This is a genomic window from Streptosporangium sp. NBC_01810 (assembly GCF_035917355.1).
In the GTDB taxonomy this organism is placed as follows: Bacteria; Actinomycetota; Actinomycetes; order Streptosporangiales; family Streptosporangiaceae; genus Streptosporangium.
This window is the reverse complement of sequence record NZ_CP109070.1, coordinates 7,684,529-7,706,601: the sequence shown is the minus strand read 5'-3', so window position 1 is coordinate 7,706,601 and position 22,073 is coordinate 7,684,529. Positions and strand designations below refer to the sequence as shown.

At 69.0% G+C, this 22,073-nt stretch carries 23 protein-coding genes and 1 tRNA gene; 7 read left to right on the top strand and 17 right to left on the bottom strand.

The features are described from left to right. Window positions 1-83: 83 nt before the first annotated feature. The 3 genes from OIE13_RS34895 (at window position 84) to OIE13_RS34885 (ending at window position 3,588) form a co-directional block, all read left to right on the top strand. A complete protein-coding gene (locus OIE13_RS34895; protein WP_442816080.1) occupies window positions 84-947 on the top strand; it encodes an ABC transporter ATP-binding protein in 864 nt (287 codons plus the stop codon). After that, window positions 947-2,521 (top strand): ABC transporter permease, encoded by a 1,575-nt coding sequence (locus OIE13_RS34890; protein ID WP_326829305.1) that lies wholly within the window; start codon window positions 947-949, stop codon window positions 2,519-2,521. The genes OIE13_RS34895 and OIE13_RS34890 overlap by 1 nt, the downstream gene beginning before the upstream one ends. A 548-nt stretch (window positions 2,522-3,069) precedes the next feature. Beyond that, on the top strand, window positions 3,070-3,588 hold the full coding sequence (locus OIE13_RS34885) for a GNAT family N-acetyltransferase (protein WP_326829304.1): 519 nt from the start codon (window positions 3,070-3,072) through the stop codon (window positions 3,586-3,588). A 708-nt stretch (window positions 3,589-4,296) separates the two neighbouring features. Here the strand turns inward: OIE13_RS34885 and OIE13_RS34880 are convergent. The 10 genes from OIE13_RS34880 to OIE13_RS34835 form a co-directional block, all read right to left on the bottom strand. Continuing rightward, complete coding sequence (locus OIE13_RS34880; protein WP_326644972.1) at window positions 4,297-4,755, bottom strand: hypothetical protein; 459 nt, start codon at window positions 4,753-4,755, stop codon at window positions 4,297-4,299. A gap of 614 nt (window positions 4,756-5,369) precedes the next feature. After that, window positions 5,370-5,948: a TetR/AcrR family transcriptional regulator gene (locus OIE13_RS34875; protein WP_326644974.1), complete on the bottom strand. Its 579-nt coding sequence runs from the start codon at window positions 5,946-5,948 to the stop codon at window positions 5,370-5,372. Window positions 5,949-5,971: 23 nt separating this feature from the next. Further along, window positions 5,972-6,814, bottom strand: coding sequence for an amidohydrolase family protein (locus OIE13_RS34870; RefSeq protein WP_326644976.1), 843 nt, complete (start codon window positions 6,812-6,814; stop codon window positions 5,972-5,974). After that, window positions 6,811-7,557, bottom strand: a complete 747-nt coding sequence (locus OIE13_RS34865) for an HpcH/HpaI aldolase family protein (RefSeq protein WP_326644978.1) — start codon at window positions 7,555-7,557, stop codon at window positions 6,811-6,813. Before OIE13_RS34865 ends, OIE13_RS34870 begins: the two co-directional genes overlap by 4 nt. Window positions 7,558-7,579: 22 nt before the next feature. Further along, on the bottom strand, window positions 7,580-8,293 hold the full coding sequence (locus OIE13_RS34860; protein WP_326644980.1) for an ABC transporter ATP-binding protein: 714 nt from the start codon (window positions 8,291-8,293) through the stop codon (window positions 7,580-7,582). Next, the gene (locus OIE13_RS34855) at window positions 8,290-10,014 is read right to left on the bottom strand and encodes a branched-chain amino acid ABC transporter ATP-binding protein/permease (protein ID WP_326644982.1); all 1,725 of its coding nucleotides are present in this window, start codon (window positions 10,012-10,014) and stop codon (window positions 8,290-8,292) included. Before OIE13_RS34855 ends, OIE13_RS34860 begins: the two co-directional genes overlap by 4 nt. Next, the gene (locus tag OIE13_RS34850) at window positions 10,011-10,883 is read right to left on the bottom strand and encodes a branched-chain amino acid ABC transporter permease (protein ID WP_326644984.1); all 873 of its coding nucleotides are present in this window, start codon (window positions 10,881-10,883) and stop codon (window positions 10,011-10,013) included. The genes OIE13_RS34855 and OIE13_RS34850 overlap by 4 nt, the downstream gene beginning before the upstream one ends. After that, complete coding sequence (locus tag OIE13_RS34845) at window positions 10,883-12,100, bottom strand: amino acid ABC transporter substrate-binding protein (protein WP_326829303.1); 1,218 nt, start codon at window positions 12,098-12,100, stop codon at window positions 10,883-10,885. Before OIE13_RS34845 ends, OIE13_RS34850 begins: the two co-directional genes overlap by 1 nt. 9 nt (window positions 12,101-12,109) lie before the next feature. Further along, window positions 12,110-13,228 carry a DUF5624 domain-containing protein gene (locus tag OIE13_RS34840; RefSeq protein WP_326644988.1) on the bottom strand — a complete coding sequence of 373 codons (1,119 nt, stop codon included), beginning with the start codon at window positions 13,226-13,228 and terminating at the stop codon, window positions 12,110-12,112. Beyond that, complete coding sequence (locus OIE13_RS34835; protein WP_326644989.1) at window positions 13,225-14,304, bottom strand: hypothetical protein; 1,080 nt, start codon at window positions 14,302-14,304, stop codon at window positions 13,225-13,227. The genes OIE13_RS34840 and OIE13_RS34835 overlap by 4 nt, the downstream gene beginning before the upstream one ends. Window positions 14,305-14,433: 129 nt before the next feature. On the opposite strand from OIE13_RS34835, the gene OIE13_RS34830 reads away from it, so the two are divergent. Continuing rightward, a complete protein-coding gene (locus tag OIE13_RS34830; RefSeq protein ID WP_326829302.1) occupies window positions 14,434-14,781 on the top strand; it encodes an alpha/beta hydrolase in 348 nt (115 codons plus the stop codon). Further along, window positions 14,742-14,909 (top strand): hypothetical protein, encoded by a 168-nt coding sequence (locus OIE13_RS34825; protein WP_326644993.1) that lies wholly within the window; start codon window positions 14,742-14,744, stop codon window positions 14,907-14,909. The genes OIE13_RS34830 and OIE13_RS34825 overlap by 40 nt, the downstream gene beginning before the upstream one ends. Window positions 14,910-14,937: 28 nt before the next feature. Here the strand turns inward: OIE13_RS34825 and OIE13_RS34820 are convergent, their stop codons facing one another. The 4 genes from OIE13_RS34820 to OIE13_RS34805 form a co-directional block, all read right to left on the bottom strand. After that, window positions 14,938-15,150, bottom strand: coding sequence for a hypothetical protein (locus OIE13_RS34820; protein WP_326644995.1), 213 nt, complete (start codon window positions 15,148-15,150; stop codon window positions 14,938-14,940). Window positions 15,151-15,199: 49 nt separating this feature from the next. Then, on the bottom strand, window positions 15,200-17,842 hold the full coding sequence (locus OIE13_RS34815; protein ID WP_326644997.1) for an outer membrane protein assembly factor BamB family protein: 2,643 nt from the start codon (window positions 17,840-17,842) through the stop codon (window positions 15,200-15,202). After that, window positions 17,836-18,684, bottom strand: a complete 849-nt coding sequence (locus tag OIE13_RS34810) for a hypothetical protein (RefSeq protein ID WP_326644999.1) — start codon at window positions 18,682-18,684, stop codon at window positions 17,836-17,838. The genes OIE13_RS34815 and OIE13_RS34810 overlap by 7 nt, the downstream gene beginning before the upstream one ends. A gap of 75 nt (window positions 18,685-18,759) precedes the next feature. Then, a complete protein-coding gene (locus OIE13_RS34805) occupies window positions 18,760-19,287 on the bottom strand; it encodes an NAD(P)-binding domain-containing protein (protein WP_326829301.1) in 528 nt (175 codons plus the stop codon). Between the two features lie 49 nt (window positions 19,288-19,336). Between OIE13_RS34805 and OIE13_RS34800 the strand changes: the two genes are divergently transcribed. Further along, a complete protein-coding gene (locus OIE13_RS34800; protein ID WP_326645003.1) occupies window positions 19,337-19,828 on the top strand; it encodes a DUF2975 domain-containing protein in 492 nt (163 codons plus the stop codon). Next, window positions 19,828-20,049 (top strand): helix-turn-helix domain-containing protein, encoded by a 222-nt coding sequence (locus tag OIE13_RS34795; RefSeq protein WP_326645005.1) that lies wholly within the window; start codon window positions 19,828-19,830, stop codon window positions 20,047-20,049. Before OIE13_RS34800 ends, OIE13_RS34795 begins: the two co-directional genes overlap by 1 nt. 202 nt (window positions 20,050-20,251) lie before the next feature. On the opposite strand, the gene OIE13_RS34790 is transcribed toward OIE13_RS34795, so the two are convergent. The 3 genes from OIE13_RS34790 to OIE13_RS34780 all read right to left on the bottom strand — a co-directional run bounded on the left by OIE13_RS34790 (window position 20,252) and on the right by OIE13_RS34780 (window position 21,895). After that, window positions 20,252-20,325: transfer RNA gene (locus OIE13_RS34790), tRNA-Ala, on the bottom strand. A 57-nt stretch (window positions 20,326-20,382) separates the two neighbouring features. Beyond that, on the bottom strand, window positions 20,383-21,117 hold the full coding sequence (sepX, locus tag OIE13_RS34785; protein ID WP_326645007.1) for a divisome protein SepX/GlpR: 735 nt from the start codon (window positions 21,115-21,117) through the stop codon (window positions 20,383-20,385). Between the two features lie 124 nt (window positions 21,118-21,241). Further along, window positions 21,242-21,895, bottom strand: a complete 654-nt coding sequence (locus OIE13_RS34780; RefSeq protein WP_326646906.1) for a GNAT family N-acetyltransferase — start codon at window positions 21,893-21,895, stop codon at window positions 21,242-21,244. Window positions 21,896-22,073 lie beyond the last annotated feature (178 nt).

Below are 22,073 nucleotides of genomic sequence, written 5' to 3'. Positions count from 1 at the left end.
AGGATTCGTAGTTTAGTGTCTTCACATCTTTCACGAACCTGTGAAGACTATGTACATTCTAAAGCGTGAGTAACGTCATCTCCATGTCCGGCGTGACCAAACGGTTCGGCCGGACGACCGCACTGGACGGCCTCAACCTTGAGGTCAGGGCCGGCGAGGTGCATGGCTACCTGGGCCCGAACGGCGCGGGAAAGTCCACCACCATCCGCGTCCTTCTCGGGCTGTTGCGCGCCGACGCGGGCAGCTCTTCCATGCTCGGCGGCGACCCGTGGAAGGACGCCGTCGAGCTGCACCGCCGCCTGGCCTATGTGCCCGGCGACGTCACCCTCTGGCCGGGACTGTCCGGCGGCGAGGTCATCGACCTGCTCGGCCGGCTGCGCGGCGGCCTGGACCCCCGGCGCAGGGCCGAGCTGATCGAGCGCTTCGAGCTGGACCCGCGCAAGAAAGGCCGCGCCTACTCCAAGGGCAACCGGCAGAAGGTCGCCCTGGTGGCCGCGCTGGCCTCCGACGTCGAGCTGTTCCTGCTCGACGAGCCGACCTCCGGGCTCGACCCGCTCATGGAGGCGGTCTTCACCGAGTGCGTCGGCGAACTACGCGCGCAGGGCCGTACGATCCTGCTGTCCAGCCACATCCTGGCCGAGGTCGAGAAGTTGTGCGACCGGGTGAGCATCATCCGCGACGGCCGCATAGTCGAGACCGGCACCCTCGCCGAGCTGCGCCACCTGACCAGGACCACCATCACCGCGGAGCTGGCCGGGTCGCCCAACGGCCTGCACGGCGTGCACGACCTTCGTGTCGACGGCAACCGGGTGACCTTCCAGGTGACGACCGGTGAGCTCGACGCGGCGTTGCGCCAGCTGACCAGCGTGGGCGTGCGCACGCTGACCAGCCAGCCGCCGACGCTGGAAGAGCTGTTCATGCGCCACTACGCCCGGCTGGACGGCTGATGACGGGCACGCGAGCGCTGGTCCGGCTGATTCTGCGCCGCGACCGCGTGATCCTGCCGATCTGGGTGCTCCTTCTGGCGATCATGCCCGTCACCCAGATCTCCGCCATCGGCGGGCTCTATTCCACCGACGCCGAGTTGCAGTCGTTCGCCGCTTCCATGCGTGCCACTCCGGCCTTCTTCGCCCTGTACGGCCCGCTGCTGGACTGGCACGTGGCGGCACTGGGCGTGTGGCGTGCCGGATTCGTTCCGGTGATCCTCGGCCTGGCCGGCCTGCTCACGGTGATCAGGCACACCCGGGCAGAAGAGGAGAGCGGACGCCGCGAGCTGCTGGGCTCCACCGTGCTCGGCCGCCACGCCCCGCTGGCCGCCGCCCTCATCGTCGTCGCGTCGGCCAACGTGATCGCCGGGCTGATCGTGGCCGGCTCCCTCGCCGGGACGTATCCGGTGGCCGGCGCACTGGCGGCCGGGCTCGACTACGCCCTGGTCGGCATCGCCTTCGCCGCGATCGGCGCGGTGGCCGCCCAGCTCACCGAGAGCGCCTCCGGGGCTCGGGTGATCGGCATCTCCGCTCTCGGGCTGGCGTTCCTGCTGCGGATGGCCGGTGACACCACCGACGCCTCCTGGCTGTCGTGGTTGTCGCCGATCGCCTGGGGGCAGAAACTGCGCCCCTTCGCCGGCGAGGAGTGGTGGCCGCTGGCCCTGTTCGCCGCCTTCATCGCGGTGACCTGCTACGCCGCCTACACGCTGGCCGCCCGGCGCGACATCGCGGCCGGTCTGCTGCCGCCCCGGCTGGGTCCCGCGCAGGCCGCGCCCGGCCTGGCCGGTCCGCTCGCACTGGCCTGGCGCCTGCACCGGGGGCTGCTGCTGGCCTGGTGCGCGGGCTTCGCCGTCTTCGGCGCGGTGATCGGCAGCGCCGCCGACGCCGCCTCCTCCGCGTTGCGGCAAAACGCCCAGATCATGGAGATGCTCAACCGGCTCGGCGGCGGAACCGACCCGGCCGACCTGTTCATCGCCGCGCTGATCAGCATCTTCGGCATCGCCGTGTCCGGCTACGCCATCCAGGCCGCGCTGCGGCTGCGCACCGAGGAGAGCCTCGCCCGCGCCGAGCCGCTGCTGGCCACCGCGGTCAGCCGCGTCGGCTGGGCGGCCGGCCACATGCTGTTCGCCGTGCTCGGCCCGGCGGCGGTCCTCGCCGTGACCGGCCTGGCCGTCGGTCTGTCGTACGGCGCAGCCTCAGGAGACATAGCCGCCCACCTGCCTGCCACGCTGGGCGCGGCTCTCGCTCAGCTCCCCGCGGTATGGATCTTCTCCGGTCTGGCCCTCGCCCTGTTCGGCCTGCTGCCCCGCCTGGTCGCCGCGGCATGGGCGGTCCTGGCGCTGTTCCTGCTCTTCGGCCAGGTGGGCGCGTTACTGGAGCTGCCCCAGGTGCTGCTGGACCTGTCACCCTTCAGCCACCTGCCCACACTGCCGGGCGGCGAGGTCTCGGCGACCCCGCTGGCGGCCATGACCGCGATCGCCGCAGCGCTGGCCATCGCCGGCCTGTACGGCTTCCGCCGCCGCGACGTCGGCTAGGTGTTCTGACCTGAGAGGTCAGGTACAGCTGGCGGTACTCGTTGAGGCGCGGTCTCAGGCCGGCGATCACCAGGCCGACGCCGACCGCGACGCAGGCAGCGATCGACACCGAGGTGCTCCAGAGATTCCGGACAGACCACTCGCTAGGGTGGTAACAGTCCGAAGGAGTGAGGCGCCCCGGATCTTCCGGACAGGCCCGAACGGAAGCCCCGCCGCAGCGTAGGACACCCGCGTCAGCACTCCGGTGACATTTCGAGATCATGGCTGGGATCTGCACTCTCCGCCAAGGCCTGGCCCGCACCACGTCTACATCCGATGCGCCAGCGGTTCCATCCCCCTCTGTAAACTGGCTTCCGTTCGTGTTCGACCAGGAGCGGAGAAGCAGGGAGGTGGGGTCGATGACCGCGCTCAGGCCCGCCATGTGCAGCGTCCGGGTCTCCCTCGCGTCCCGGGCCGCGGCCTGATCTCATCCGGCCTGCCCTCCTTCGGGAGCGTGAGCCCGCGGGGTGTCCACACGAACATCACTCCGAAACGGATCCTCAGCGATCATGCGCAACACCTGGATCACGCGCGCCGAGACCGGCGCCGACATCCCCGCCGTCCGTGAGATCAACCTTGCCGCCTTTCCCACCGCGGAGGAGGCCGACCTCGTCGACGCACTGCGCGCCGACCCGGCCGCGTGGATCGAGGGACTGTCCCTCGTCACCGCGGACGAGAGCGGCGATCTCGTCGGCCACGCACTGCTGACCCGCTGTCACATCGGCGACACCCCGGCCCTGTGCCTGGCCCCGTGCGCCGTCCGGCCCGAGCGGCAAAACAGCGGCGCCGGTTCTGCGACCGTCCGTGCCGCCCTGAAGGCGGCCGCGGACATGGGCGAGCACTACGTCGTCGTCCTGGGGCACCCGGCCTACTACCCCCGGTTCGGCTTCACCCGTGCCTCCGCCCATGGCATCGGCCTGACCATCGACGTCCCGGACGAGGCCCTGATGGCCCTCGCTCTCGACACCGGCCGCTGCCGCCCACTGCCCGGCGGAATCGTCCGCTACGCCGCGCCGTTCGGCATCTGACGCGCCTTCACCGGACGGACAGGCCAGACGGTGAAGGCGCAGACGGGAAAGGCCGATTACGCTGACTCCAGCGTCGTTTTAAGCGCCATCTCTGCTTCGGCCGGTACGCCCGGATCGACCGGGACGGGCCTCACGGCCGATCTCAGGATCACCGAGGCCCACAGAGAGGGGTAACCCCCCATGGCGGGAAAGCCACGTCGCAAGGCGGCCGACTCCACGGAGGCGCACCTGCTCGTTGTCCGAGCGGTTCTCATCGTGGTGGATTGGGCGCTGCGCGTGATCGTGCCCAACTAGGCAGCCGGCCTAGCTGAACCCGCATCACATCCCAGAGGGGCCTCGATCTTGGTTTGGCGGCCTGGTCGGGGCCTCTCCCCATGCGCGGGCCCTTGCCTGGAAGGCAAGCTCCGCCCGTCCAGACTACGACGCGCGCTAAGTACATGTACACCAGAGTGTCAACTGGCAGAACGAAAACAAACTGGTCGAGCAGCCGCCGGAGTCAACAGTCAGTGTTTTGGAAACCCAGTTGAAAACCGGTCGCTGATCATGACTCCGACCAGCCCTCTAACGTGGCTGGCCCCAGGTGGTCCGACTCGCTGCGCGGGCACTGCCGGCGCCGGGTGAACGGTGACCTCCAGCACCTACCACACCACTTGGAACCGTCAGGTTGGGGGCGAGGGACCGGGTGTGGCCCCGGCGCTTGAGGTCTCGCTATCCGCAGTTGCCGAAGGTCTTGCGGCCGCCGGTCGCCTCGGCGTAGTCCAGCCGGGTGTCTCGGGTGCTGCCCCAGTACGAGACGCAATCGCCACGGGCCTTCAGCTTGACCGGCCCGGCGTAGTACTTGAACTTGCCCGCGTCGGTCTTCGACTTGCCGCCCTCCACCTTCAGGGTGGCGGTGGTGTAGGTGGCGGTCCGGTAGAAGGCGGTCTTGATACTGACCACGCAGTTGTAACCGGTGCTGCGGTTGTACATGAGGTAGACGTAGCCGAAGGTGTCACGTCCGGACTTGAGGGGGCGGATGCCGTCCTTCACCCGGGTGAACCCCGCCCCGCAGACTCCCTCGGGAGTGTAGGGGGCGGAGGCCGCGTACGCCGTGTATGCCGGGTTGACCGCGAGAACGCCGGCGGCTAAGGCCGTCACGGCGATGACCTTCGTAACAGACCTGATCACTTGTCTACCCTTCGACGGGGGGCTGCGGCCCCTACCACAGTGGATCAACCCGTCGATCTTTGCTTACTCCTCTGCTTTCCGACAATGGGGTCCCGGTGGTATCGGCGAAATTTTCAACGAATACGCAGGTCAGATCGGTCGCACACCACTCCACCGCCCTCGCCGCGCTTTTCCCCACGTACTACGCCACGCTTTTCCCCACGTACTACGCCACGCTTTTCAACGGCGATCAGCCAGGCGCGACGCAGGTACCGATCTCAAACACTCGTACACCACCTGCGCGGACGCGACCTCGCTTCTGCCGGGCAGCGAAGGCAGGCTCGCCGAAGTTGAGCGAGGCTGTCTCAACCTTGATCAGCGCCTGCGACGCTTCCGGTCGGGGTTCGTCGATCTCGTCGAAACGTACGCTTGGATGAGCCGCCCGTCCGGGTCTGTCAATAGACGGCCACCACGAGCGGGTCCCCGGCCCACTCCCCCTGCATGACCCAGAAGTCTGACTTCGTCACGGCCGGAACGCAGCCGGAACGCAGCCGGAACGCAGCCGGAACGCAAGATCTTCAGTGGTCTTCAAGATCTTCAGTGGTCTTTCAGCAAGGACCCCGGTCACCCACCGGTCACCCCAGCAACCCCCTGGCGATCAGCTGGGTCAGGGTTTCGATGGCCTCGTCGTCGTCGCCTCCCGGGTTCTCCGCGAGGCGGTGGTAGCAGAAGGACTCCAGCATGCAGGATATTGCGAGCGCCGCCAGCCGGGCGCTCTCCTCGCTCCTGGCCGCCGGGGTGTCGGTCTCGCGGATGTGCCGCGTCCAGTTCTCCACGTGGCGCTGGCGTAGTTCGTCGTGGATGTGGCGGAAGGTTCCGCTGGACATGGACGCCTGGAAGATACCGACGATCTCCGGCAGGTGTTCGCGGTAGGTGGCCCAGTACGCGCCGACGTGGCGGCGGATGTCGTCGGTCGTGGAGAGCGTGTGCTCGTGACCGAGGTGATCGACGACGTGGGAGCGCAGCGCCGTTTGGAAGTCCCCGGCCAGCGAGGCGAGCAGGGTGTCCTTGTCCTCGAAATAGCGGTAGAACGAGCCCACTGCCTTCCCCGCCTCCGCGGTGATATCGATGATCTTGATTTCGGCATAGCTCTTGCGGGTCAACAGCCGCCGCGCGGCGTCCTTGAGCTCTGCCTCGGTACGCTTGGACTTCACCAGATACCTCCCCATCACCGAGATTACTGCCCGTAGAACAGCCTCCCGGGCGCCTCAACGAGGATCTGGTGGCGATCTTCCGGGGTGGGCGCCCAATCGGCCAGCAGATTCAGCAACTCGCCGGTGTCGCGTTGGCCGTCGGGCAGGTGTGGCCAGTCCGAGCCCCACAGCAGCCGGTCGGGGTGGGTCTCGACCAGCGCGCGGGCCAGCGGCTCGACGGCCGACAGCGGCCCGTCTTTGGCCAGCCGGTACGGCCCCGACAATTTGAGATAGCAGTGCCCGCCCGCGAGCAGCGGCAGCAGCCCGTCGAGGTCCATCCCGTACCCCATGTGGTCGATGACGAAGGTGTGTTCGAGCTCGGCGAGGAAGGGCAGGAGATTCCGCACGACCGCGCCCGGCGTGTAGAACTGCAGGTGCCAGCCGCGCGGCCTGGCGCGCTGGGCCATCGCGCGGATGTAGGCGATGAGCTCGTCGGTGCGCCACGACGCGCGGGCGAACAGGTCGAGCCTGATCGCCCGCACCCCCGCCTCGTGGAAGCGGTCGAGCTCCGCGTCGCTCACGGAGTCCTCGATCCGGACCACGCCGCGGCAGCGCGGCCCCACCTTGCGCAGCACGTCGAGCAGCAGGCTGTTGTCGGTGCCGTAGAAGGTCGGCTGCACCAGCACCATCCGCTCGATGCCGAGCCAGCCGGCCAGGCGAAGGTACTGGTCGAGTGCGCCGTCGGGAAAGGTGTAGAGCGGGTCGGGAACATGTGCGTAGCCGGGCTCGAACACGTGGAAATGGGCGTCACAGCTCAGCGGTGGCATCGTGAAACCCGGCCGGGTGTTGCTCGTCGTGGCCCGCATGGGCGTGGTCTGAAGGGTCATGACGCATCCTTCGCGGCAGAGCCGATGGCTTGGAAGAGCAGGGCGGAGTCCATACCGGTGATTCGGAGTGGGCAGACACCGGCGAGACCGGCCGCGGGCATGCCGCCGACCGCCAGCAACTTCCCGTGCGTACGGCAGGCCGCGGCCGCAGTGGCGATCGCGTCGAGCACTCGCGGATCGTCGTAGGCGCCGGGCCTGCCGAGCTCCGCGGTGAGATCGTTGACACCGATCGCGAGCATGTCCACGCCGTCCACCTGCGCGATGTGGTCGGCGTTGGCGATCCCCGCCGGGGTCTCGATGAGGATCTGCACCACGGCCGCGGCGTCGAGCGCCGGGTTCAGCTCCCTGGCGGGCACCGGACGCATGCCGTACTGAGGCACCTGGGCGGTCTGCGAGCGTTGCCCGCGCGGCGGGAACCGGCAGGCGCGGGCGACCTGCCGTGCCTCGTCCGCCGTCTCGACCCGCGGGGCGACGATGCCGTGGGCGCCACCGTCCAGGAGCCGACCGATCATGCCGTATTCGCGCTCCGGCACTCGCACCAGCGGCGTCATTCCCAGACTGTCGGCGGCCGAGCAGAGCTGCGCGGCCACATCGGTGGACATGACGGAGTGTTCCAGGTCGACCAGGACGGCGTGGTGGCCGGTCGCGTGTGCCATCCGCACGACCTCGGAGGTACGGCTGCCGCGGATGCCGAGCATGAGCGTCGGCAGCCCTTGCCGCAGCCGCTCCAGGAAGGCGCTCACGGGGTGCCGCCCAGGAAGGCGCTCACGGGGTGCCGCCCAGGAAGAGCGCGCCCATCTCCGGGTCGTCGAGAATTGTCTGGGCGGAGTCCGCCATGAGCACGCGGCCGCTCTCCATGACGACACCGTGGCCGGCGATCCCGAGCCCGAAGCGCACGTTCTGTTCCACGATGAGCACGGTGATGCCGCTGTCGCGCATGGCGTTCACGGCATCTCCGACCAGACCGAGCGAGCGCGGGTCGAGCCCCAGAGACGGCTCGTCGAGCAGCACCATCGCCGGTTCCAGCATGAGCGCCCTGGCGAACTCGACGGTTCGCCGCTGCCCGCCGGACAGGTTCCCCGCCGGCTCGCCGCTCCGCTCAGCGATGATCGGGAAGCGCTCGGCGAGCCAGGCGAAGCGCCCCCGCAGATACGTCTTCTCGTGGCGGCGCAGGTAGCCGCCGAGAAGTACGTTCTCCGCGACGGTCATCGCGGGGAACAGGCCGTTCTTCTGCGGCACCTGCACGATCCCCGCCTTGATCAGCTCGGCGGGGTACCGTCCGGCGATGTCGCGGCCGTCGAAGCGGATCGCGCCGAGACGCGGTGCGAGCTGGCCGCTGATGGTCCGCAGCACGGTGGACTTGCCCGCGCCGTTGGGGCCGACGATGCAGGTCACCGAGCCGGGGAAGACCTCCAGGTCCAGCCCCTGCAGCACGTCGCCTCCGCCGTACCCGGCGAAGACACCGGTCATCGAGATCATTGGCTCGCTCCTGTCAAGTAGGCGTCCAGCACCAGCGGGTCGCTCCGCACCTCCTGCGGCGTGCCGGAGGCGATGCGGCGGCCACCTGCCAGGACGTGGACCGTGTCGCAGAGCCCGAGGACGAAGGGCATGTTGTGCTCGACGATCAGGAAGGTGGTCCCGGTCCGGTTGAGTTCGCGGATCAGGGCGCCCATCTGCTCGATCTGCGTCGGGTTGATGCCGCCCGCCGGTTCGTCGAGCAGCACCAGGCGGGGCTGGAGCAGGAGAATCTGGATCAGTTCGATGAGCTTCTGCTGGCCGTAGGAGAGCTCGCCGGCGGGCAGGTCACGATAGTCGCCGAGCCCGACGAGATCGAGGAGCTCAGCGCCCCTGGCGGCCTGGACACCGGTGATCGCCGGTGCCGCCCAGGACCCGTTGGATCCGGCGACGACGTTCCGCAGCACCGACAACCGGGGGAACAATCGGGTGATCTGGTGGGTACGGCCCAGCCCCGCCCGGCTGCGTGCCCATCGGCTCGAGGCGTCGATCCGCCGGCCGTCGAGCAGGATCGTGCCGCTGTCCGGCTTCATCGCGCCGTCGATAAGGTTGAACAGCGTGGTCTTGCCGGATCCGTTCGGCCCGATCAACCCGGTGATCGAGCCGGGCTCGACGGTGAGGTCCAGGCCGTCGAGGACGGTGAGCCCGCCGAAGCGTTTGCGAATGCCGTGCACCTCCAATCGCCCCCCGTCGCCGACCGCGAGCCAGGACGGGACGGCGGCGGGGGCCAGGCGTTTGCCCACGATGGCCGGTCGCTTTCTGGCCAGCGCCTGCCGTACCCCGGGAATGATGCCCTTGGGCAGGAAGAGCAGGATGGCCAGGAGCAGCCCACCGAAGACGACCAGCCGCCAGGCGCCCGCGGTCGGACCGGTGAACAGCTGGTTGGTCAGCTGGGAGAACGGCTCCAGCAGGAAGGCGCCCAGCACGGGGCCCCACAGCGTGCCCGAGCCACCGAGCAGGGCGGCGAGCACGATCATGATGCTGGTGACGATGCTGAACATGGCTCTGGAGTCGAGGAAGCTCAGGTAGTAGCCGTAGAAGCCGCCCGCCACGCCGATGGGCACGCTGCTGGCCACGAAGGCGGCGAGCTTGGCCGCCGAGGTGTTGACGCCGATGCCCGCGGCCTTCTCCTCGTCCTCGCGGATGGCCGTCAGCCCGAGGCCGAAGCGTGAGGAGGCGATCGCCTTCGACATCACCAGCGTCAGGATCAGCAGACCGAGCAGGGCGTAGTAGAAGGGCCAGAGGGCGTAGTCCCTACTCCAGGTCGGCGCGGGAAGGATCATGCCGTCGTTGCCGTTCGTGACCGACGTCCAGTTCAGCGCCACGATGCCGAGCAGGTAGAGCATCGCGAACGTGATCATGATGAACGCGTTGCCTCGCGCCCGGAAGGTCACCAGGCCGAGGACGGCGGCGAGCGCCCCCGCCGCGAGGCCGCCCAGGGGAGCGGCCAGGAATGGGGAGATCGACCACGTGTTGGCCGCGATGGCGGTCGTGTAGGCGCCGACGCCGAGGAAGGCGCTCTGCCCGAGGGAGATGTAGCCGGTGTAGCCGCCCATGATGTTCCAGGAACTGGCCATGATCGCCAGGAGGAAGATCAGGATGAGCATGTTCAGGTAGTAGGCGTCGCCCCACAGCACGGGCAGCGCGAGGAGGGCGCCGCCGGCCGCGATGATCAGGATCCTCATCCGGTGACCACATCCTGTCGAACTCGAACGCCGAAGATCCCCTGCGGGCGCAGCAGGAGGGTCAGCACGATGACGGCGAAGGGCATGGCAGTGGCCCACGAGGGCGACCCGTAGGTGGCCGTCAGTGTCTCGGCCACGCCGAGGACCAGGGCGCCGATCAGCGCGCCGCCGAGGCTGCCCATGCCGCCGAGCACCACGATGGCGAGCCCCAGGCCGATCCACTGCTCCCCGGAGTCCGGGGTGAAGGGAGACAGGACCGCGAGGATCGAGCCCGCCGCGCCGGTCAGCGCGACGCCGAGGGCGAAGGCGGCGACGTTGACCCGCTCCACCCGGATGCCGACGAGTTCGGCACCCTGCGGGTTGGCCGTGGCCGCGCGTACGGCTCTGCCCAGCCACGTGTGGTTGAGCACCATGTACAGCGCGGCCAGCAGGGCCAGCGCGCACGCGGAGCCGTACACCTGGGCCGTGGGGAAGACCAGGTCGCCCAGCCGGATGGACGTGCGGGCGTAGGAGGTGACGACGGTGTGCGGTTCATGGCCCCAGATGAGGATGGTGATTCCCTCCAGGATCATGGCGAGCGCGAGCGTGGAGAGGATGATCGTGCCCTCACCGCCGCGCTCGGCCCGCTGGATGACGAGCTTGTGGATGAGCCAGCCCAGGCCGAACAGCACGGTGCCGGTGACGGGGATCGTCGCGAAGGGGTCGAGGCCCGTCGCCGTGCAGATGCTGTAGGTGAGGAATGCCCCGGCGATGAGGATCGCGCCGTGGGTCAGGTTGACGATGTGCATGACGCCGAAGATCAGCGTCAGGCCGCTGCTGGCCAGGGCGTATACGCCGCCGACGAGTAGGCCGAAGAGCAACGCCTGCATCAGGTCGCCCAGCTTGGCTTGGCGGCGATCACGGAGGTGACGGTCGCGGCCGAGGCCGGGGCGACGACCTCCAGCTTGCCACGCTGCCACTGCATCAGCAGCAGGCTGCCGTCGGGAACGCCGCGCTTGTCCCACTTCAGCGGGCCGACGATGGTGTCGACCGTGTTGGCGTGCAGCCAGGCGGCGATCGCATCCTGGTCGAGCTTGCCGACGGCTTGGACGCCGGCTTGAAGCACTTGCGCCGCGGTGTAGGAGTTGGCGGCGTCCTCGCTCGGTTCCTGCTTGAACTGCTTGCGGTAATCCGCGACGAACTCGGCGTTGCCCGGATACTTCGAGGCCGGATGCCAGCTGCCGGCGGTGAAGACGGCCTCGGTGTTCGTGGCGCCGATGGCCTGCGGGTAGGTGTTGACACTGGAGGGCGCCCTGGTCTGGTAGAGGATCGACGGGGTGAAGCCGACCCGCTGCAGGGCCTGGACCACGGCCACGCCGTCGACCTCCAGCGCCCCGTGCACCAGCAGGGCGGGGTTGGTCTGCCGGATCGCGTTGGCGATCGCGTCGAAGTTCTTGGTGTCCGGCGGGTACTTCTGCCCGTAGACGGTCTCGATGCCGAGCCCTTCAAAGGTCTTCTGGAGGTTCTGGACGGGCACGTCGGTGCTGGGGTCGTCCTGGTACAGGTAGGCCGCGGTGGCGGGCCGCTCCTTCAGGCCCTCCACATAAGCGGCGAACGGCCGATGCGCGGTGTCGGTCGTGCCCGGCTGGCTGAAGAACAGCCTGGTGTGGCCGCGCGAGAAGATATCCGCCGCACCACCCGACGGCTCGATGTAGAGCATGCGGTTGCGGTCGGCGACGGTCGAAGCCGGCAGGTTCAGGAACGAGGAGAACGTGCCGATCAGCAGGTCCACCCGATCCTGGGTGATCAGCCGGTTGTAGTTGGAGACCACGGTGTTCTGGTCGAAGCCATCGTCCAGGATGACGAACTCCACCTTGCGGCCCAGGAGCCCGCCGCGCGTGTTGATCTGGCTCTGCCAGACCTGGTAGCCCTTGTAGCCGGGATCGGCGACGTCCGCGGCCGGGCCGGTGAGCGGCAGCGATGCGCCGATCTTGAGTGAGTTCGAGGAGGAGGAAGAAGAGGAGGAGGAGGAGCCTGACGAACCGCATGCGGTGGTCAGCGACAGCAGTGATGCGCCGAGGAGGAACGAGCGCCGGTCGATGGTCATGGTTCACTCTCAGAGGTCGGTCAGCCCAGGCACCACTACCTGGGTGGGATCGTTACCCACCGCCGCCAGGGAGGCGGCGGCGAAGTCGGTGACGCAGCTGGACAGCAGCTGCCTCGGGTCCTCCAGCACGATGCGGAGCCTGGTCACAAGCGCACGCATGTCGTCGGCCGAGTGGATGGCGGGCATCTCGCTCACCTCGGCGACGCCGAGGTCGGTGACGTCGGGGAGCGTGAGGCCGCCAGGGACGTAGCGCGGATAGCCGTCGAACATCACGTCGCCGAGTTCGACGGTGGCCCTGGTGCTGCACCAGAGGGTGCGCAGGTCCTCCTCCAGCGCGATCACCTGGGTGAGGTCGCCGCCGGCAGGGGAGGGGAAGGTGGGCGCGTGCGGGGCCACGTACACGCGATCCAACGGAAGGCGGCCGCGCGAGGCGGCGAGGATCATCGTGGCCACGCTGCTGGTGTTCCAGGTGACGCCCGCGGTCGGACGGCCCTGCCTGCCCGCGATCACCACCATGGCCCGCTCCCAGGCCAGGTCCTGCTCGGTGAACCAGCGCGTGATGCGGAAGCTGGTGTCGAGGCTGACCAGGAAGAACGTGGCCACCATCATTGAGTTGATGCCGTTGTCGAGGTAGTCGCGGCGGAGCGTCTCGGAAGTGAGATAGTCCTCGTCGTCCAGCGCGGCCGTGAGGTAGCGGGCGGTCATCGCGCACGCGTGGTCGACCATGTCGGCGATCTCACGTTCCCTGCCCCGGTAGGCCTCGACCGCGATCCGGTCCCGCCACAGTTCGATGCTGTTGGCGGCGCGGGTGGCCTTGACCTCGGCCAGCAGGCGCTCGGCGGCCTTCCGCCAGGACTCCTCGCCCAGGTCGCGGAGCCTGACCAGCGAAGCCACGGCGGGACCCAGGTGGGAGATCGCCGTCAGCTCCTTGAAGCCCCTGGTCGAGAGCCGGAACCCTTCGACCGTGGGCGGCCTGCCGTCTCCCGGGTAGAGCGCGATGTCGGTGGCCGTCGCGGCGATCAGCGGGTTGTTGCGCGCGCGATCGGTGACCGCGCGCCCCAGTCTCCTGCCGATGCTGTCCGGATCGGCTGTGTAGGTGGCGAACAGCCGGATGAACTCCTCGGTCACTGGTGCTCCTGCTCGATGAAGCGGTAGATGACGCTCTCGGTGGCGAACCGCACGTCGGCGCTGAGCCCGTTGGAGACCGCCACGAGTGGCCCCCGGTCGTCGGTGAAGACGGCAACGTCCGTGCCGCCGCTGGTGGGGAACTCCTCGACGACGCGCAGCCCACCGTCCTGCCAGTGGTAGAGCTGGGAACTCAGCGCGGTCGTCGGCGCGGCGGGGGTGCCGTGAATGAAGTTGACCCGCAGCACGTACAGGCCGCCCTTGCCCTGCAGGACCGCGAACTCGCGGGTGCCGAGCCCGTCCAGCACGGCGTGCTCCACGAACGACTCACCATCCCAGCGCAGTAGCCGCGACGGGCTGAGGATGCAGCCGACGAGTAGATACTCCTCGCCGTCGGCGCGGAAGGAGGCGAAAGCCCGGCCGTGCTGCTCGGCCAGCTTCTGGTGTACGGCGAAGCGCGCTCCGTCCCAGCGGTACAGGACGGACGGAGCGAGGTGGTCGGCGTGGGCGAGGAAGTCGTGCCCCGCCACCCGGAAGGCGTGCCAGTTGTAGCCCTGCTCGGAGGCGATCTCCTGGAACGGTTCGAAGGCCCGGCCGTCCCATCGGTAGATCCGCGACGGCTGGCTCCCAGCCAGCGGAAGCCCCTGTGCCAGGGCCAGGAAATGTTGATCGGCCAGCGTGAAGTGCCGCCACTGCTTGGCCGCGAAACCGGGCACGCTCTGGAAGGGGACGAAGCGCGCGCCGTCCCATTCGTACAGCTGGGAGTCCACGCCGAACGCATAGGGGTCTTGGCCGCGGCGGATGCTCGCAGTCGCCAGGAACGCCCGCCGGCCGATCCGGAAGAACTCCGCGTCCTCACCGCCCGGCACCTGAAGGCTCTGGAAGGGCTCGAAACCTTCGGCTGTAAGGCGGAGTACCCGCAGTTCGGTGTCACTGTCGCCGACGTTCATACCGGGTGGTTGCCCGGGCACGTCGACGGCCAGCTGCGGGATGGCCAGCAGTGAGAGGCCGTCAACCTGGAAGAGCTCCACCGCCCGGGCACCTGAGGTGCGAATGCGGCACGACTCCACGAGATACATGTGATCCCCCTCACAGTGAATGTGAATTCTGATTCATCATGCAGGCATCGGCTGGAGTTGACAACCCTTGCCCAAGGGGTGAATTTGAATTCATCTTCATCTTGAGGGGAGATCAGTGTGCACCTAGGCTTGAAAGCGCGTCTGGGCCGTCACGGCAGTGGCTGGTCCGCCGGAGACAAGAGCGAGCTGCAGCGGATCCCTGAGTGGACATCACTGCTCTCGCAGGGATTTGCCGTTGCCTCCGTCAACTACACCCTGAGCACGAGCGCCAAGTTCCCGCAGCAGATCCACGAGGTGAAGGCCTCGATCCGGTATCTGCGCGCCAACGGCTTCCGCTACGGCCTCAACGGCCGGATCGGCCTGTGGGGCGGATCTGCGGGTGGGCAGCTTGCGCCCTGGCGGGCACGAGTTGCGGGGTTCCCGCGCTGGAAGGCAAGGTGGGTGGACGCGGCCCCTCCAGCTGTGTTCAGGCGGTAGCGGCCACGGCGCGGGAGCGCATCGCGCGGCTCGGTCTCATCCTCGACTTCCGGGCGGGCAAGCTGTCGGGCGGTCAACGCGCCCAGTTCGCCCTCACCCTGGGCCTGGCCAAGCGATCCGGCTGGTGAGCGCCTTCGTCCATGGCAAGGTCACCGCCTACCTGTGCACAGTGGACGCCAAGTGCGAAGCCCTGCGGACCGACGACACCGTCGAACTGCTCAACCTGCCGCTGGTGGTGCTCACCGACCGCAGTTGCGCCTCGGCGTGTGAGCACTTCAGCTCCGCCGAGAGCCACGCCACGACCTTGTCCGACGGGCGGGTCGCCGACTGCATCGCGTGCGACAGCGACACCGATCCGGGCTTCGGCACGAGGGTGGTTCAGGGCCAGACGGCCGACGTCTCCTTCGTGCTCGACCGGTTACCAGCGAAGCGGGGCGGTTCCGACCTGATCGACCGCTCCAGAATCGCGATGGTCGGCCAGTCCGTCCGTGGCGCGCAGCGCGTACAGGTTGCCGTTGGAGCTGCCGACGTAGACGAGGCCGCCGGCCACGACCGGCCGGGTCTGGAAGCGGCCGCCGGTCTGGAAGCGCCAGCGGGGCGCGCCGGTGGCCGGGTCCAGCGCGTACAGCGTACCGTCCTCGTCCTGGACGAAGACGGTGTCCCCCTGGACCGACACCGTGGCGGTGAACGGCTTGCTCCACCGTTCCCGCCCGGTTTCGGGGTCGAGGGCGTGCAGGCTCCGGCCGGCGACGTAGACCTTTCCTCGTGACGCGGTGACGTTCCAGATGCCGCTGTCGCCCTCGGCGGCGAGCCTCCATCGTTCCTGGCCGGAGGCGGCGTTCAGCGCGTACGTGCGCCCGGCGAGATCGCCGAGGTAGACGGTACCGCCGATCACGACGGGGTCGTACCGGACGGCGGCGCTGACGCGGGCGCGCCACCGCGCCTTCCCGGTGGCGGGGTCGAGCGCGGACGCCTTCGCGCCGGTGATCACGAAGACGGCCTCCCCGGTCGCGGCCAGGTAACCGGCCGGGTTGATATTGCCGGTGCCCACGCGGGAACGCCGGCGAAGCGCACCCGTCCTGGCGTCGAGGGCGTAAAGCATGCCTTCCCGGCTGCTCACGTGGACGGTGCCGGCGGCCACGGCCACGCGGCCCAGGGTGCCGGGGACGCGGAAGCGCCACCGCTGCTCGCCGGTGGCGGCCTCCAGCGCGACGACGTGGGTGAGGCCGACGCCCGCGTACACGCCGCCGTCCTGGATGACGAGGTCCTTGATGCCGACGTACCGGGTGCCAAAGCGGCGATTCCACCGCATCCGGCCGGTGGCGGTGTCGATGGCCGCCACCCCGTCGCTCCTCGCGCCGAAGAGCACGCCGTCCACGAGCATGGGCGCGGCCGGCCAGGATTTCCACCGTGCCCGGCCGGTGACGGCGTCCAGGGCGTACAGCCCGTCGTCGGCGCCGGCGTACACGACACCGCCGCCCACCACCGGGTCGGTGTTGACGCTCCCGTCGGCGAGATGGGTCCACCCGCCCGTCCGCGCCGGAGGCAGGACGCGCTCCCCCGGCCGGTAGCGGGCCATCAGGTTGTCACGCACCCGGACTGCGGCCAGGCGCTGCACCAGCCGCGACGGCGACGTCAGCCGGACGATGACCGGACCCACATTGACGAGCATCGCGCCGAAGGTCCCCCCGGGGCCGTGGGCGGTGTAGGAGAAGATGCCGTCGCCCTCGATCGTGGGGTCGTAGTCGAAGCTCTCGTGACGCCTGGTCTGCTCGGCGGCGTCGGTGAAGAGGGCGCCGGCGTTCGGGGACACCCAGCTCACGGAGAGCGAGATGACCTCGCCGTCGTCCTCGGGCGGCACCCAGTCGCAGGTCACGGGCCTGGGCAGCGTGAGGTGGCCCAGGGACTTGTTTCCCGGGACGCGGCGGACGTCCTGGCCGAGGTCGCGCGAGGTGAGCAGGGAGCAGGCATCCGGCCACTCGCCCGGCGGGACGCCGCCGAGCGCGACGGGGCCGGTGGGACGTCCGTAGACGGGACGCAGGGCGGTGATCCGGGCGTCACCGTGGATGAAGGCCATATGGGAGGTCGCCCCCACGAGGACGGTGGTGTGGGTGAGCGGCCTGTCGAGGGGAAGCGCGACGGGAGGGCCGGTGTCCTGCTCTCGCGAGATGAGGTAACCGGGCAGCGGCCACGCGTTGTTCCAGTCGAACCCGGGGCGGTCCTCGGCGTCGGGATGCTGACCGACCTCCGGCGACGGGCTCCCGGCGGCGGCCCTGTCCAGGCGGGAGCGGGGCAGCGGTGTGCCGTCCTGCGTGAAGAGGAAATCGTCGCCGTCCACCGCCGCGATGACGAAGCCCTCCGACGCCCTCTTGAACCAGAGCCGGATACCGACGCCCGGCGGGACGTTCCAGGTGGTCACCGGACGTGTCCAGTTTCGCCGTAGCGTGCGCGGATCGAAGGAGTCGAGTCGCACGCGGCCTTGCCCGCAGCGGCTCAGCAGCAGCAGGGCCCGGGATGTGGAGCCGGTCTCTCCCTCGCAGCCCACCGCCTCGGCGGCCCGCGCCCGGACGCCGCCGGTTCGCACGTCCAGCGAGAGCAGCCCGGACTCCTGGTGGAAGACGACGACGCCGTACTCGGACACCAGGATCCGCGGGAGGTCGTCCGCCCGTGGCCCCGACGGGGGCAGCTCGTGCCGCCACAACGGGCCGCCGGAGGCCAGGTCGTAGCCGTACAGGGTCCGGTCCGACGATCCTTTCGGGCTCCCGGTCACGACGAGGGTGCCGACCGTGGCCCACGCGTCGCTGAGGGAAGTGACCGGGGTGCGAATGGTGAGCCGGATCGCGCCGGTGCCGGGATCGCGCACGGTCACTGTCCCCTCCGGCGTCGCCATGATCAGATTCTCGCCGGACAGGAAGGAGAACGAGGCCGTCTCATCGGCGGGGGCCGACCACGCCGCCTCCCATCTCATGAGCTCCAGCGGAGGCCGCGAGTCGTCGGCGACCGCGACCGCCGCGGCCAGCGAGAGCGCCGTCAGGGCCCGGAGGCAACGGGTGATCAGCACGTCCGGCGTCCCGCGCAGGAGACCGGCCGCCAGCCTCCCTGCGGCGCCTCCCGGTAGTAGGCCCGGTAGCGGTCGGCCTCCCCGCTCAACCGGAACGGCCCCCCATCCGGCCCTTTGATCACAACCTTTTCGGCACGGTCGTCCGCGAGCACCGTGACCAGCAGGTCGAACTCGTAGTACGCCTTCTTGCCGGTGAAGCTCAGGCTGAGCGTGACCCGCTCGTCCCGTTTCAGGTCGATCTGCTTCTTCCGGAAGTACTCGGTACCGCCGTCGGTCGTGAACCGGGGCGCGGGGCGGTCGAGGTCGGCGGCCATCTCGACGGTGCCCGTCTCGCCGCTGCCGGTGATGGCGATCAGGCGGGCGCCCTCCGACACCGGCATGCGGGCGAGGACCTGCGGCACGATGTTCACGATGCGCAGGCTGGTGCGGTTCCCGGTCAGCACGACGGTGACGTCCATGCTGTCGATCAGGGCCATCTGGTGGCGCGCCAGCACCCCGTCACGCTGCTTGCCCGCGTGAGCGGCCAGCATGACCGCCCGGCCCTCGGGGTCGGTCACCGGTTCGCGCAGGACGGTATCGCGCTCGGAGTAGTCGACGGCCACGTGGCCGACGGTGATCGGGGCCGCGCCGCGTACCTGCTCGACCGTGTCGGAGCCGTGCGCGTTGTACCACTCGGTGAACACGACGCCGAACACGGCCAGGATTACAGCGCTGGCGATCCCCGCCAGCCACGCCGGCGATCCTTTCGGCGGGGCGGGATCGGACGCTTCGACTTCCCCCTGCTGCCGGGCCGCGACGTCGCGGCTGGGGGACGTGCTCTTGTTCCGGCGCGCTCTGCCCATTGGGACACGTTCCTCCATGACCGATCGTCAAGGCCAGCGTAGGCTTGAGCCTGAGCGCGCCGGAGCGGTTTCCGGCTATTCACACCGTTGGCGAGCGTGTCCGATGTGTCCTGCAGATCCCTGGGCCACTCGGAGGCGCCGGTTGCCACGCTGGACATGACCTCGCGGCTCGTGGGCGACCTCAAGAAACGACTCGCGCATGGCCGCGTGGCCCAAACACTGCTGACCGCGCTCATGGTCTGCCTGGCCAACCAGCACATCCTGCTCAGCCGGCGGCAAGCCCACGACCGCCCCGAGGAGCCCACACCTCAGGACACGGCAACACCTGACGAGCACGACCCCGCCCCGCCCCGCCCAGGGCAGGTCGCCCGAGGTCAGGTTGATCAACATCGTGCCATTCAGCTTGATATCGCTCGCGCCGAGCAGCTCGTGCATGGCCTGGTAATCGGTGACGCAGATGATCGTCAGGGAACCCGCCTTGAGCGCGTCGCCAACCGTGGGCGCCAGCCGTGCACCCTCGGCCACCAGTTGGTCGGCCTTGGAGGTCGTGCGGTTCCACACGGTTGTGGGATGCCCGGCCCTCCGCCCCAGCCCTTGCCTCATCTATCGATGTTCGATAGATTCTCATCGCAACTCGATAGAAGGATGGGTCATGGGAAAGCTGATAGTGCGTGCGCTTCGCGCCGTGCTCGTGGTGGTGCTCGCCGGCACCGTGTTCGTACAGGCATTTATGGTGTGGGCGTTGGCCAGCGGGAGCGACCCGGAGGACGGGTCGCTCCCGCTGGCCCCGCTGCGCGTGATCACGATCCTGGGCATGGTGTCGGCCCAAGTCGCCCTGGTCAGCGTATGGCGGCTGGTGACGATGGTCCGACGCAAAACCGTGTTCTCTTCCGCCGCCTTCCGGTACGTGGACGCCGTGATCGGCGCGATCGTGGCGGCTGCCCTCCTGTGGTTCGCGGTCACGGCCCTCAACGCGCCGGACCAGCGGGCCGACCCGGGCGTCACCGTCATCATGGGCGGCGTCGGCCTGGCCATCTTGGGGGTCGCGCTCATCGTGCTCGTGCTGCGGATGCTGCTCGCCCAGGCCGTCGCGCGCGACGTCGAAGCGGCGCAGATGCAGGCCGAGCTGGACGAGACGATCTGATGCCGATCGTCGTCGACATCGACGTGATGCTGGCCAGGCGGAAGATGTCCGTGGGCGACCTCGCGGACCGCGTCGGGATCACACCCGCCAACCTGGCGGTACTCAAGAACGGCCGCGCCAAGGCGGTGCGCTTCACGACACTCGCCGCGCTCTGCGAGGCACTCAACTGCCAACCGGGCGACCTGCTGCGCTGGGAGGCCAAAGACGCCGCGAGCGGATGACATGCCCACAGCGGGCGTGAAAACGCCTGACACCACCGGCCTGACACGGCACGTCGACCGCATGGACGTGGATCGCCGCTCGCCCGCAGCACCGTCCCGACCCCGTTCGGAAACCTCTGAAACGACAAGATCCCGCCTGATCGTGATGATCAGACGGGATCCCGTCAACTTCAGTCCAGCCGTTTCAAGAACGGCCCTGCGGTGGAGATGAGGGGATTCGAACCCCTGACCCCTTCGATGCGAACGAAGTGCGCTACCGGACTGCGCTACATCCCCAAGACGTGGACTAGATTAGCAAACTTCCGGGGGCACTCGCGCCATCCAGAGCCTCGGTCAGTCGCCGACCGCGCGGCGGGGTGTCTCGGCGTACTGGTCGAAGAGTTCGTCGCGGAGCGCGGTCAGGTCGATGACCTCGGCCACCGGGCGCTGGGCCTCCAGCAGGGCGGCGCGGCGGCGGGCGCGTCTGACACGTTCCGCGCGGGCCTTGGCGGCGGCTCTCCGCTGCTCGGCGTCGATCTGGACGGTGACCCGGAGAATGGCCAGATAGGTCCCCAGAAGCACCACTGAGGGCGCCACGCCCCACCAGGGGATTACCTGGACGGTGGCCGTCACCACGGAGGCGAGCAGGAGCAGCACGCACCAGAAGGTCAGCCGCCTGCGCTTGGCCACCTGCCTCCCTCTGCGGCGGAGCTCGGCGCGACGGCGCTCGGCCGCGACCCTACGTGGGTTGGGCCGGCCGGCCGGGGGCTGTGCGGGCGAGGTCTCGGACTCGGTCTGGGCACCCGTCGAGGTCTCCCGGGCAACGGGCGGCGGCGCGTCGTCGCCCGGCGGGAACTCCGGCATGGTCTCGGTGGCGGAAAGGACTCCCGGGGAGGACTCGGCCGGGGACTCCGGGGAGGATGCGTGCGGTGGCTCGATCAGGGTCTCGGCGGAATCCTCGTCGTAGGCGTACGACTCGGGGTCCTTGGTCGTCTCGACGAGGGTGTTGCGGTCGCGGCGCAGCCACATGGGCACGAGCACGCACAGCCACATGATGACAATGGCCAAATACAGGACAACGCTGCTCACGGCCACCTCCGGGCAGCATGAAGACGCGGGTGGTCCCCCGGCGCCTTCGATGTGCTCATGTCACGCACAGTAAGACCGCGTGTCACTATTTGACGAGCATTCGATGCGGTGTGTCGTGAGATCTTCAAACCTCTTCGTGCGGAGTGCCGCCGTGGGCGGCCGCCTCACGGGCCCGCCGCCACCGCACAAGCAACCCTCTCGGCGCGTCTTCGACCGTGAGCGCGTAACAGATGTGGTCACGCCAGGCACCATCGATGTGCAAATGCCTACGTCTGATGCCCTCTTCCCTAAAACCAAGCTTTTCAACCACTCTGCGGCTTGCGTGATTTTCCGGCCGGATATTGGCCTCGATCCGGTGCAGCCCCGTGGTGAAGAAGCAGTGGTCGACCGCCATGGCGACCGCGGTGGGGGTGATCCCTCGACCGGCCAGCGCGCCGTCCACCCAGTAGCCGATCTGGGCCGACCTCGCGGAGCCCCAGACGATGGCGCCCACGGTGAGCTGCCCGGCGAAGGCACCCTCGTAGGTGATTACCCACGGTAGCGCCAGCCCCTGCCTGGCCTCCCTGCGGAGGGTTCCGGCCATCGAGATGTAGGGCCCGAGGCCGGTCTTGAAAAGGGGGGTCTCGGGATTGCTCGGCTCCCAGGGGCGGAGCCAGTTCGCGTTGCGCAGCCGCGACTCCCGCCAGACGCGTACGTCCCGCAGCCGCAGCGGTCGAAGTCCCACCGGACCTTCCGTCAGGGTCACCGGCCAGCCACGAAGTCGATCCACGCCCTCCATCATCCCCCCAACACGGCCCACCGTGCCATGGGAGCCGGGGCGGCTCCGACCCACAGCGTGCCGGAGCACACCCATGCCGTCGCGTTCTCACCTACCCGGCGAGCCCGTCTACCCGGGAGCCCGTCTACCCGGCAAGCCCGCACGAACCCACGCGAGCCCGTGTGAACCCACGCGAGCC